This is a genomic window from Nitrospiria bacterium (assembly GCA_035517655.1).
GTDB lineage: Bacteria > Nitrospirota > Nitrospiria > JACQBZ01 > JACQBZ01 > JACQBZ01.
Genome location: DATIYJ010000005.1, coordinates 1 through 11,679, shown reverse-complemented (window position 1 = coordinate 11,679; position 11,679 = coordinate 1). Strand labels below are relative to the sequence as shown.

12 protein-coding genes and 1 pseudogene are annotated in these 11,679 nt (G+C 60.2%); 4 read left to right on the top strand and 9 right to left on the bottom strand.

What is annotated here, in order from left to right; genetic code table 11:
* From VLY20_00380 to VLY20_00360, 5 genes are all read right to left on the bottom strand, one after another.
* Window positions 1-335 (bottom strand): ATP-binding cassette domain-containing protein (locus VLY20_00380; GenBank protein ID HUK55099.1); only part of this gene is annotated, 335 nt, incomplete at its 3' end.
* The gene (locus tag VLY20_00375; protein HUK55098.1) at window positions 301-1,050 is read right to left on the bottom strand and encodes an ABC transporter ATP-binding protein; all 750 of its coding nucleotides are present in this window, start codon (window positions 1,048-1,050) and stop codon (window positions 301-303) included. The genes VLY20_00375 and VLY20_00380, both read right to left, overlap by 35 nt.
* 26 nt (window positions 1,051-1,076) lie before the next feature.
* Window positions 1,077-1,829: an HlyD family efflux transporter periplasmic adaptor subunit gene (locus VLY20_00370; GenBank protein HUK55097.1), complete on the bottom strand. Its 753-nt coding sequence runs from the start codon at window positions 1,827-1,829 to the stop codon at window positions 1,077-1,079.
* A 253-nt stretch (window positions 1,830-2,082) separates the two neighbouring features.
* Entirely contained in the window at window positions 2,083-2,490 is a 408-nt protein-coding gene (locus VLY20_00365; protein ID HUK55096.1) for a hypothetical protein, read from the bottom strand.
* A gap of 102 nt (window positions 2,491-2,592) precedes the next feature.
* Window positions 2,593-3,444, bottom strand: a complete 852-nt coding sequence (locus tag VLY20_00360; protein HUK55095.1) for a hypothetical protein — start codon at window positions 3,442-3,444, stop codon at window positions 2,593-2,595.
* Between the two features lie 890 nt (window positions 3,445-4,334).
* Between VLY20_00360 and VLY20_00355 the strand changes: the two genes are divergently transcribed.
* Window positions 4,335-4,607 (top strand): hypothetical protein, encoded by a 273-nt coding sequence (locus VLY20_00355; GenBank protein ID HUK55094.1) that lies wholly within the window; start codon window positions 4,335-4,337, stop codon window positions 4,605-4,607.
* 91 nt (window positions 4,608-4,698) lie between these two features.
* Here the strand turns inward: VLY20_00355 and VLY20_00350 are convergent, their stop codons facing one another.
* Window positions 4,699-5,859 carry a DUF4124 domain-containing protein gene (locus tag VLY20_00350; protein HUK55093.1) on the bottom strand — a complete coding sequence of 387 codons (1,161 nt, stop codon included), beginning with the start codon at window positions 5,857-5,859 and terminating at the stop codon, window positions 4,699-4,701.
* A 339-nt stretch (window positions 5,860-6,198) separates the two neighbouring features.
* Here VLY20_00350 and VLY20_00345 point away from each other — a divergent pair, with 339 nt between their 5' ends.
* Together VLY20_00345 and VLY20_00340 are read left to right on the top strand one after the other, a co-directional pair.
* Window positions 6,199-7,455 (top strand): DUF3300 domain-containing protein, encoded by a 1,257-nt coding sequence (locus VLY20_00345; GenBank protein HUK55092.1) that lies wholly within the window; start codon window positions 6,199-6,201, stop codon window positions 7,453-7,455.
* 57 nt (window positions 7,456-7,512) lie between these two features.
* Complete coding sequence (locus tag VLY20_00340; GenBank protein ID HUK55091.1) at window positions 7,513-8,496, top strand: DUF2950 domain-containing protein; 984 nt, start codon at window positions 7,513-7,515, stop codon at window positions 8,494-8,496.
* A 198-nt stretch (window positions 8,497-8,694) separates the two neighbouring features.
* Here VLY20_00340 and VLY20_00335 read toward each other — a convergent pair whose 3' ends face one another.
* Window positions 8,695-10,194 (bottom strand): MEDS domain-containing protein, encoded by a 1,500-nt coding sequence (locus VLY20_00335; protein ID HUK55090.1) that lies wholly within the window; start codon window positions 10,192-10,194, stop codon window positions 8,695-8,697.
* Window positions 10,195-10,483: 289 nt separating this feature from the next.
* On the opposite strand from VLY20_00335, the gene VLY20_00330 reads away from it, so the two are divergent.
* Window positions 10,484-10,645 (top strand): hypothetical protein, encoded by a 162-nt coding sequence (locus tag VLY20_00330; GenBank protein HUK55089.1) that lies wholly within the window; start codon window positions 10,484-10,486, stop codon window positions 10,643-10,645.
* Between the two features lie 123 nt (window positions 10,646-10,768).
* On the opposite strand, the pseudogene VLY20_00325 reads toward VLY20_00330, so the two are convergent.
* Together VLY20_00325 and VLY20_00320 are read right to left on the bottom strand one after the other, a co-directional pair.
* A pseudogene (locus VLY20_00325) lies at window positions 10,769-10,885 on the bottom strand (DUF1801 domain-containing protein).
* Between the two features lie 20 nt (window positions 10,886-10,905).
* Entirely contained in the window at window positions 10,906-11,502 is a 597-nt protein-coding gene (locus VLY20_00320) for a TMEM175 family protein (GenBank protein HUK55088.1), read from the bottom strand.
* Window positions 11,503-11,679 lie beyond the last annotated feature (177 nt).

Below are 11,679 nucleotides of genomic sequence, written 5' to 3'. Positions count from 1 at the left end.
GCGATGAAGTCGAGGTTCTCCGCCACGGTCATGTCGTTATAAAGCGTGAACCGCTGGGACATGTACCCGACCCGGGCCTTGACCGCCTCTCCGTTGCCGGCGAAGTCCACGCCGGCCACGAGGACCTTCCCCTCCGAGGGGGGAAGCAGCCCGCAGAGCACGCGGATCGTGGTCGTCTTGCCTGCGCCGTTCGCGCCCAGGAACCCGAAGGTCTCGCCCCGCCTGACCGTGAAGGAGATGCGGTTCACCGCATAAAAGTCGTTGTACCGGACGGAGAGGTCCCGCACGTCCACGGCGAGGTCACCGGCGGTCCTGTTGTCTGAGGAAGAGTTCATCGAAATTGGATACCCCTTCTGCGGCCAGGAGTTCTCGGGGTTCGCCGGCATCGACCAGTTTCCCGCGCTCCAGGAGATGGACCCGACCGCACCGTTCCGCCTCATCCATGTAGGCGGTGGTCACGAGGATCAGGATCTGCTGATCCAGCAGGCGGTACAAGAGCTCCCAGAACTCCCGTCGGCTGATGGGATCGACGCCGGTCGTGGGCTCGTCCAGGAGCATGACGCGCGGGGACCGCAGGAGCGCGCACATGAGGCCCAGCTTCTTGTACATCCCGCCCGAGAGCTGGCCCGCCGGACGCCGGACGAAATCGGCCAGGCGCGTGATCTTAAGCAGTTCCTCGCGCTTGGACCGGTAGTCCTCGTCGGGGATGCCGTAAAGGGCGCGGAAGAAATCCAGATGCTCCCCGACGGAAAGATCGGCGTAGAGACTTTGCTGCTGCGGCATGTAGGCGACCTGCGGGCGTATCGTGTCGAACTCGACCGGATGCCCGTCGCGCCGGAACGCGACGTTTCCGGCGGCGGGTTTTAAAAGCCCCAGGATCACCCGCATCAGGGTCGTCTTGCCCGCGCCCTCGGGGCCGATCACCCCGTGCATCAATCCCGCCTCGAACGCGAGGGACACGCCGTCCAACGCGGCCGTGCGCCCGAAGGTCTTTCGAACCTCGCGGACGAAGATGGAGAGGGCTTCTTGCGGGTTGTCCTGTGGCGTCACTCGTGTCCGTCCGAAAACCGATCGGTTTAGTCCTTGGGAAGGGCGACCTCGATCGTCATGCCGGGCTTTAGGATCTCATCCGTGTTCGAGTCCCTGAAGCTCACCTTGACGCCGAACACCAGGCGTTCCCGCTCCGCCTGGGTTTGGACGTTCTTGGGGGTAAATTCCGCTTCGTCGTTGATTTTGACGATGACGCCGTCAAACTCGCGGTTCTTGAGCTCGGGCAGAGAGCCCCGGACCTTCATCCCCGGAGAAAGCTTGGCGACCAGGGGTTGCGGGACGTAGATGTAGGCCCAAATATCCCGGATGTTCGCGAGCGTCAGGATTTTGCTTCCCGGGTTCATCCACTCGCCCGGCTCGTGATACCGGCTCAGCACTTTCCCGTTCACCGGCGCTTCGATCGTGCACCATTGAAGCCGCGTATCGGCGTCGTCCTTCCGGTTCCGGAGCTGATCCATGGTCTCCGGGGTCACGAAGCCGGACTTTGAAAGCGCCACGGCGCGATCGTAATTCTGATGCGCGAGACGGGCGGCGATCTTGAAGTCCTCGCAGTCGAGGACGACGAGCGTTTCCCCTTCCGTCACCCGGTCCCCCTCCTGCACCCGGATTTGACCGATGGCGGCCGGAAGGCGCGCGGAGAGATCGACCTTGGTGGCCTCCAGGGTGCCCGCGTAACGAAAGGGCCGGAAGTGGTCCTCCAGGATCCAGAACGCGGCGACCACGACGCCGATTCCCAGCAACACGACGGCGACGAGGGACTTCGGGGAAGGCCTTTTCATCGACCGGCTTTCCTCATTTGATCGGGCTTATCGAACCATGGCGTGATTATAAGGCGGTCGCAAGGCTTGTCAGGACGATGAACCGAGGGTCCAGGCCTCTTTTTGCCAACGGGGATCACGTATAATTCTAACGGATCGTTTCCGGATAGTCAAACCGCCGCGGCCCGGAACGGTTCGCGCATGAGCCCGGTTGGAACGTTTAAACGGCGCGAATCAGGTCCGGCCGGGGGCTTCGGGGAAGGCGGGCATCGCGTCAGTCGACAAATTCGATCTTCCTGACAAAGGATCGCACAACGAAAATTTTCTCGTTATTGCTCTCCGCTTCGGCCGGAAAAAGAAAGAATCCGGGACGCGCGGCGGAATACCCCTGGGTGAATCCATGAAGAAGTTCTCCGTCCTTGAACTCGACAACGACCTTCTTCCCATAGGACGATTTGGACCCGCTTCCAAAACCCTTCGTCTTCCGGCGCTCTTTCTTCCCCCAAAAATCCTTCACGAAAAAGATGGCCTTGAGCCCTGAAACGGCAATCTCCGTCGGTTTTTTATCGGGAGGCTCATCCAGCAAATGCAGATGGAAGACTTCTTTGTTGGGCAGAAAATCAAACGAGTTGCCCTTGACGATCCGGCCGTCCTGAACATGGACCACGATCCTTTGATTCATGCGCCTCCTTTCCCCCGGGGGGATAATGAATCCGTGTAGCTTTACAGGAGCGGCCCGGCGGAGTCAATGCCATTCCGGTCCGGAAGAATCGATCCCGGGCCCCTACGGCAGGGCCTGGGTAACCTCGATCAAGTCGTTCCCCAGAAGGCCGATATAGGTGATGGACGGGGGCTCGGCCCCCCGGACCGGGTTGAAGCGAACCGGACCGATCGTGTCATACTCCGGCCCCGGATGATCGTCCACCATGATCCGGTGTTTTTCCCCCCGCGTCGCGTAATAGACAAGGTGGCGGCTGTCGGGGCTGAACCCGGAGGGATAAACATCGTCAAACGAGGGGCCGGGAGCGCCGTCGACGACCATGAACCTTTTTTGGTCTTTTTGGGCGGCGTAGGCGAAATGCCGGCCGTCGGGACTGAAGCGCAGATGGCCGACCAGCTCGTACTCTTCGCTCGGCGCGCCGTCGAGGAAAACGCGGTACTTTTTCCGGACCGCCCCCGCGTAAGCGATGTGACGACCGTCGGAACTGAAGAGCGGCGTCCCGGAAAGGATGAGATCAAAACCCGGACCGGCCTTTCCGTCGCTGACGACGGATAGATAATGATCGGTTTTATTTTCGACGAGATACGCCATGCGGCGTCCGTCCGGGCTCAGAACGACGGGAGGCCGGTAGATTCCGTCAAACGGGGGCGCCGGTGTTCCATCCAGTAAAAGCTGGAATTGGTCGTTCGATCGATTCAGCCAGACGGCGTGGAGCCCGTCCGAGGTAAAAACGAGCGATCGCGGGACGTAGGTCCCCGGCTCGAGCTTCCCCAGCTTCTTCCCGTTCGCGTTGACCGCGTTGGATTCCGCCGTCGGTGTCGCGTCGGAAGGCGTCGCGCAGGCCGAGACCGCAAAAAGCGCCGCGATCCAACACAGGAAGTTCCTTTTCCGTCCGATGGTCTCTTTGCGGGACATGGTATCCCTCCGGGGTTGAAAAACGGTCGCGAACGCGGCCGTCCCCGGGATTATAGTACAGTCGCATCGTACTTTCAAACGGCCGAGTTCGCGAGCCGGCGGCTTTTCGCCGCCGCGGGACCGGAGGGGAGCCTCCAGTTCTCCGGGTCCGACCCGGCCCGATCGCCCTCCGGCAGATCGACATCATCCCCAATATCAGGGATCCCTCGGCGTCTCTTAAGCCGGGTGTATTAGAATCATCTTGACATCACAAGCCGGAGGTATTAGGATTTTATCACCCAAGCCGGAAGACAACGACTCCTCAGGTCGACGCCTGAACCCTCTCCTTTTGACCCGCTTGATCCTCTTCCTGCTGTAAGCGTTCTCCATCCCGGGCCTGTACATAAGGCCGTTATTCGCATCCCAGAGCCGGGACAAAGGAGGCTCTGATGGAAAGAAGCTTGCTCCCTCTTTTTTCCTCCCCGCCCGCGGGAGACCCTTGTGCCTCTCGCGCTCCTCCCCTGCCGCCTCACCCCGGTACGTTTGCGGGAGATCCCCGGACAGTCCGTCGAAACGGCGACGGCATCTCAGCGATGGAGAAAAGAAGCGGCCCTACGACCACATCCAATCACACAAGGAGGTGTGCCATGAATAGACGCGGATTATTTTTGATGGCTTGGGTTTTAGCCGCCTCTGTTTCAACGGCTTACGGCGGCGATTTTGTAAATAATATGGTAGGGGAGCCCTACCTGCAGCCGATGGATCCCTCATCGCATAGGAGCATCACCGCCACCGTTACGAGGGTCGCGAGTGATACGGTTTTTTTCCGGACGGAAGAAAGAACGATCCGTAACCTTGGGGTAAAAGAAATGCAGAGAGATGGAAAGACATCGATAAAACCCGGCGATCAGGTGGACTTGATACTGGATCGGGGAAATTCCGTCCTCGCCATCGCCCCGCCGCGCGGCACCGGGGCCTATATCGGCGATGAAGTCACCGGAACGGTTCAACACTTCGACATTTTAAACAGGCGAATCATCCTTAAAACCAAAGAAGGGGATATACAGAGTCTTGAACTGAGGGACGCGGCGGCCACGAAATTAAACGGGATCGGGAAAGGGAGGCGGATCGTCCTGGAAATGGATGGACAGAACCGCGCGTTTGACGCGTATCGAAGCGAATAAGGCCGAAGCACCGGGGGCCAATACCAATGCCCGATATTATCCACAGGTTAACACCGGATGGGGATTTTGTTTTGTGCGTCGTACTATCGTATTATCTGGACAAAGATCCCCGGCCGGCGGCGCGCCCGGAGCCGCCCCTAGGCGGACCCATACTGAACCCGTGTCTGGCCGAGGGGGCAACGCGCCTTGCCATGAGGAAAGCGCTCTGAGGACGGGCAAAGGCAATGTTGCTGAAGCGGCGGACCGGGGAAGCTTGGAATTCCGATCCGGCCCTCTGTCTTGAGGCAAGGGCGTTCAAGGGCGGCGACTGACGGCGCATCATCGGCCGCGCGGGCGGGTTTTGCTCTACGCTCCATGGTCTTTGCGGCTTCACTCCGGATGGAACTCTTCCATAATGATGGATCCCGGGAAAGGTTCCGCCGAAACGATGATCGGCAATCCGGCTTAGAAAATGACGCTGAATGCCAAACGAAGTAGGCGTAAAGCGGCGGCCCCCGGAAAAGGAGCGGGGATGGGGATGATGGTGATGGTTGATGAAGAACAGGTCAACGTTTAAGGCAAAGAATCCCGGAAATAGAAAATCGTTCCACCAGAAGCCGCCCGCGACAGGCGTCCAGATATAATACGGATAAAACTCCGGAGGCGGCGGGTAGAGATACACCTCGGGAGGGGCCTCCAGCGTCGGATAAGGGGACTCGGGGCTTTCCGGATCCGCGGGGGCGGGAGCAGGCGCATCGAGCAGAGCCGCGGCCGTGTCGAAGGCGAGCAAGGCCTGATCGGAGGTAATCGTGATCCACCCTCTCTCGGCGGCCGCCACGGTGAGGGTGCGGAGCCGGGCCGAGAGCTCCGGAGTCATCGCTTGATCCAGCTCCCAGCGGCCGAGCTGCGGTGCGATCCGAACGCTCGTGAGCATGTCGGCCGCCTCCGCGGCGTCGGACAGGTTGCCCAAGCCAAGTTCCCGGACCAGTTGGAGGGCAAATTCCCCCTGCGTCGCAATCCTCGAAGGCCGTTCCGGTATTTCCGCGGCGGCCGTCTCCGTCAAACCCGTCCCGGCCGCGGCCTGCGGCTCCGAATCCCCGCTTGAAAAAACGCTTACCCGGGCGTCGCTCGGAGCATGCGCAGGATCGTCACTGAACGTGACGACCCCGCTTGCATCTTGCCAGGAGTAGATTTGGGCGGCCGAATGGGCGGGAAGCGATATCGGGATGGAACATAGAATCAAAAAGCCAATAACGGGGATTCGTGAAAACATGGCGCCCTCGTGGGGTTATTCAGTGCGCTCGCCTGCCATTATTATAGGGCCGCCGCAACAGGCATTGCAACGAAGAAAGTGTATCAATTTGTATGTGAAATCTGCATGACAAGCTCTTCCCGGAGGGGAGCCCAACGGATCATTCAAGAGCTGACCTCCCGTTTCAGCGGTATCCAATGTTCCATTGTCTACCGCTCCAATGCTCTGAACCCGCATAGCGAGCGTCAGCGAGCGAATAAGATTCTTCTCACCCTTCGGGTCGAAGAATCCCTTTGACCTTAGCCTCGCGATTTATTTCTTGACACGTGAACGGAAGAAAGCCCAAACTGAAAATACGATATGCGTCATCGGGTCGTGGCGGGCGTCGGACAACGGCGAGCCGAATACAGCCTGTACCTGTCCGGAATAGAGGCGGCAATGGACTCCCCCACCGCGAGGTTCAAGAACATGAACATTTTCGGACATACCGCAGAGTTCTCAAGGCCTCGATCGGGCAAGCGGCATTGGGTGTCCCTGTTGTCGCTGGCTGTGTTGTTCGCGACCTGGCCTCAGTACCTGTCGGCCTATCAAGACCCGCAAGAGCCGCCCCAGGCCGCGCAGGCGCCGCGTTACGCGCAACAGGCTCCCGAGCAGTTGCAGCAATTGGTCGCGCCGATTGCGCTGTATCCGGATTCGCTTGTGGCGCAGATCCTGGCGGCGTCCACGTTTCCCGAGCAAGTTGTCGAAGCCGACCGATGGGTGCAGGCGCATCCTGATTTGAAGGGCGAAGCGTTGGGTCACGCCGTGGACCAACAACCCTGGGACCCGAGCGTCAAGGCGCTCGTTGCGTTTCCATCCGTCCTTGGAAACATGGACAAGAATCTCTCCTGGACGTCCTCTCTGGGCGACGCCTACTACAACCAGGAACCGGATGTGATGGATGCCGTGCAGGTGATGCGCCGGCGAGCGCAAGAAACCGGCGATTTCAAGAGCACGCCGCAGCAAACCGTAACGGCGGAAGGCTCGACGATCATCGTCGAGCCGGCCGACCCCGATGTGGTTTACATCCCCGCGTATGATCCGTGGTTGGTTTACGGAGAACCCGTCGTGCCGTGGCCGGGGTGGTATCCGTATCCCGGAATCTGGTATGGAGGCCCGTACCTCTCGTTCGGAATCGGCCTCGGAATCGGCTTCTTCGCGGTTTATGAATGGGGCTGGCCTCATTGGGGATGCGATTGGCACAACCACGGCATAACTCATAACCACGGCAGGTACTTCTCCCGGAGCACCACATTTTACAACCGGGGCGCTTACTACCGAGGAGCACGCCCGCACGTCGGACCTCGTCCCGGCCCTCCCGCAGGGGGCGGGCCTGCCGGCGGGGGCGGCAGATTATTCAACCATCCCGGCGCAACGACCCATCCGTTCGGCGGAGACAACAAGGCTGCTCGAGGATACGCTGAACCCCACGGCCAGAACGGCACCCGCTCGGGCGCATTCAGCGGTTACGACCATGGCGGACAGACAAGGAGCTTTTCTTCACGCGGAAGCGCCAGCCTGGGCGGCGGAGCGCGTGGCGGGGGCGGCGGAGCGCGCGGCGGGGGCGGGCGTCGGTAATCGAGGCTTCGTGGTGTTCCAAGCCGATTGTGAAATTTAGAAACGGAGAGAATCCCTATGCGGCGAGCGATGCGGAATGTCGGCAACTGTTTTTGGTCCCATCTTCCTAAATTAGCCGCGGTCGCCATCCTTTTGACGGCGGGCTTTCCCGCCCGTTCCATGGCGCAGCAACAGGGCCAGAAAACATTTTCATCGGCGGAGGAGGCGAGCAACGCACTCGTCGCGGCCGCGCAGAATAACGACGAAAAAGCGATGCTCGAAATCCTGGGACCGGACGAAAAGCAAATCGTCTCGATGGGAAACGAAACCGAGGACGCCCAGAGCCGCGCCAATTTCGTACGGAGATACCAGGAAATGCACCGTCTGGTGGACGAGCCGGACGGAACCACCACCCTGTATATCGGCGCGGAGAATTGGCCCACGCCCATACCGCTCGTGAACAAAAACCATTCGTGGTATTTCGACACCGAGGCGGGCAAGAAAGAAATCTTGTACAGGCGAATCGGCCGGAATGAAATGTCGGCCATTCGGGTTTGCCAGGAGCTCGTGGCGGCGGAGAAGGAATACTACGCCAAACAGCACAACGGGTACGCCCGGAAAATCTTCAGTGATGAAGGGCGGCACAACGGCCTTTATTGGAAAGCGGCCGACGGCGAACCCCAGAGCCCCATCGGGCCGCAGGTGGCCTCGGCTTTTGCCGAGGGCTATGCCAAGAGCCAAGAAGGCGCTCCGACTCCTTACCGCGGTTACGATTACCGCATCCTAACCCGCCAGGGGAAAAATGGAACGGGCGGCGCGAAAAGTTACATCGTAAACGGCAAAATGACCGGGGGTGTCGCTTTCGTGGCCTATCCGGCGGAATACAGGTCGTCCGGCGTGATGACATTCATCGTTAACGCGGACGGAGTCGTGTACGAGAAGGACCTCGGCGAGAAGACCGATGTTCTCGCCAAAGCCATGAAGGAATACAATCCCGATTCCGGTTGGCATAAGTCTGAAAAGCAGCAGGTGGAGGCTGCCGGCGAGCAGAAAACCAAGTAAAAGGCCTTCCCTCCCTTCCCCTTCAGTTCCCACTTGTCCGCATCGCTTCCCATCGCCGCCCGCCGCGCGCGAGGATGGAGGGGAGCCCAACGGATCATTCAAGAGCTGACCCCGTTCCCCCCGGAACGACAAGCGTCGGAATCCGGCATGAGAAACGCCCTTTCCGTCCGACAGCCTCATTGCGGAACAGGGTCTCCCCTACGGGGCTGAAAAAGCGGGTTCCGGGAATTCGGAATGCGGCAGGGTAAAGTAGAAGACGGCGCCTTCGTTCGGACGGCTCTTCGCCCAAATCCGGCCGCCATGCTTTCGGATGATTCTCTGGACGGTCGCGAGGCCCACGCCGGTCCCGGGGAATTCCTCCTGGGAGTGCAGCCGCTGGAAAACGCCGAACAATTTTTCCGCGTATTCCATATTGAATCCCGCCCCGTTGTCCAGGACGAAAAAGACGGGGGCGCCGTCTTCCTCGCCTGATTTTCCGACCTCGATACGGGCCTCATCCCGTTTCGATGTGAATTTCCACGCGTTGCCGATGAGGTTGGCCAGAGCCGCCCGCAGCAGCGTCGGATCGCCGACGCAGGAAAGGCCCTCCGCCACCGCCACGTCCACCCGACGGTCGGGCGCCAGGCCGCGAAGGTCCCGCTCGACCTCCCGGGCGAGCCGCGTCAGGTCCACCGCTTCCCGTTGCAGATCCTTCCGGCTCAAGCGGGACAACTGCAGCATGCCGTCGATGAGCTCGCCCATGTGCCGGGTGGCGCTTCGGACGCGTTGGATGACGTCCCGGCCGCCCTCGTCCAGTTTTTCTCCGTAATCCTCAAGCAGCATCTGGCCGAAACCGTCCACGTGCCGCAGGGGCGCCCGCAGGTCGTGGGAAACGGAGTAGGAAAAAGCCTCCAGATCCTTATTCACCGCCTCCAGCTGGGCCGTGCGAGCCCTGATTCTGCGCTCCAGGTCCCGGTTGGCCTCCGCCAACTCCTCCGCTAGAAGGCGCTGCCGGGCTTCGCTTTCGCTCAAGGCCGCCAGCGCCTGGTCGCGATTGCGCTCCGCGTTCAAGATCCGGATGATCTGTTGGCACATCCATTCTCCCTGCTTGTCTCGGCTTGAGCCGTCGCGGCTTTCCAGGAGCAGCTCGGGAGGCACATAGAATAGATTGTCCCGGTTCAGCACGTGGCCGATGTAGGTGCTCCGGTGCGTCAGGAGAGCATCCCGGACCGCTTGCGCGGGAACGGTATCGCGGCGATATTGGCAAATACCCTGGAGCGGCTTTTCGCGAAACACCTGTTCGAGGAGCGCTTCGTACTCGAGAAGCCGCTCAAAATTCCTGTCGTTGCCTAGCTCCCACATCATGTCGCCCGTTGCGCACAGGCCTTTAAAGCCGTCCCGCACGGCGTCATCGATGATTTGTCGGAGCATGGCGACCATCCCGTGCGGGTCGAACCCCCCTCCCTTCAGGTGACCCCGGTCCGAGGAAAGAACGAGCGCTCCCCGCTGCGTCTCCCGGGCGGTGTCCACGCCCTTCGTCGCCAGAGCCGAATCGATCATCCCGACCATCTCGGGATTCCCCAGGTAAAGGCAGCGCAGGTTTTCCCGCAGCCCGTCCATCAAAAGGGGCACGATGACCGGAAGCTGCTCCGAAGGATGGCCGTCGTAGATGAGGCACTTGTGGCGGCTTACCTCGATCGGCGCGGTTTCTGTAACCATGGCGCGTCTCCTTCCATGATCAGGTTTACCCTCGTTTTTTAAGATCCCTCCGCCTACCGGAAAAGATAGCCCAGACAAGAACGTCTGTCAATCCGCCGTCGAGGCGCCGGAGCCTCCCGCCGCCGCTTCGGCCCCCGCGCGCGAGTGCGGAGGGAAGCTAAAATTTCTCCAGGTCCGACCCGGCCCACCTCCGCCAAGCCGGCCTTCATCCAACTTGAGTCCTCTATTGCTTAAGCCCGCGACAGGGTCCATACTGGGTCCAGCCACACCCTAAGAGGAGGAAGCCGTTATGACGCTTTATATCCACAAGGACTGCGGCGAGACCGCGGTCGAGCGGCCGGATACCGTTATGCCGGACCTTCCCACCGGATTCCCCTTCACCTGCCTAAGCTGCCTCGGTGAAATCGAGGACGAGTCGGATCTCACGGCGATCGAACTGATGAGTCAGTAGACGGGGAAGCTCGTCTTGACGGGCGCCCGCTCTTCGACGCGAACCCCTCTCCGCCTCCATCCCGCCCCCGCGCGCGAGGCCGGAGGGGAGCCGGATTTAATTTGTACTCTGACCCCAATTCTTACGCCAATCCCCCAGCTCCTTGATTCGCGCATCGATCAGCCGGGAGGGAGAGTCTCCTCCTGTTCCTTCCTTCGAGCCGCTCTTCGTCTTCTTCATGGCCGTTGTCGCTTTCTTCAGGGTGGGTGTCGCTCGCTCCTTTAGACCCCTTTATAGGTTTCCACATTTTTCAGCACGTTTTCAATTCGTCGATCCGGTATGAGCCAGAGGAGTGCCGTGAAAACGTAGAGGCTCAAGGAAACCCATTGCCACCGGTATGCCAGAAGAATGCCGACGGCGTACAAAACGGGCGACAGCTTGCCCTTCCAATCCCCCCCGACCGCCGTCTTGAGTAATGAGTCGGGGCCCTGCGACGCAATGATCAGCTGTTGCAATATCCAGTAGGCGATCGCCGCCATCAGGAGCACGAATCCATAGAGCGCTGCCGGTGCGGAGGCGAAGTGGTTCTCACCCATCCAGCCTGTCGAGAACGGGATCAGAGACAGCCAGAACAAGAGATGCAAATTGGCCCACAGAATCGGCCCCGTGACCTTTTGACACAGATGCAGCATGTGGTGATGGTTGTTCCAATAAATACCGAGGTAGACATAGCTCAGGACATAGCTCAGGAATACCGGGATGACCGGCACCAGGACCGCCGTGTCCACGCCGTGGGGGACTTTCATCTCCAACACCATGATGGTGATGATGACGGCGATGACAGCATCGCTGAACGCCTCCAGCCGATTCGTTCTCATTTAGACTTCGCCCACGGTCACAGGAACCTCCACTTCGCTATGCTCCCCTGCTTCGCCCGCCCCCTCTTCACTCACCGCTCCCCGCGCGCGAGGGCGGAGGGGAGCCGAAATTAAATATTGATCCGACCCCAATTCCTGTAATTTAAGAATTAGTCAACAAAAGATTTGACCCCTTAA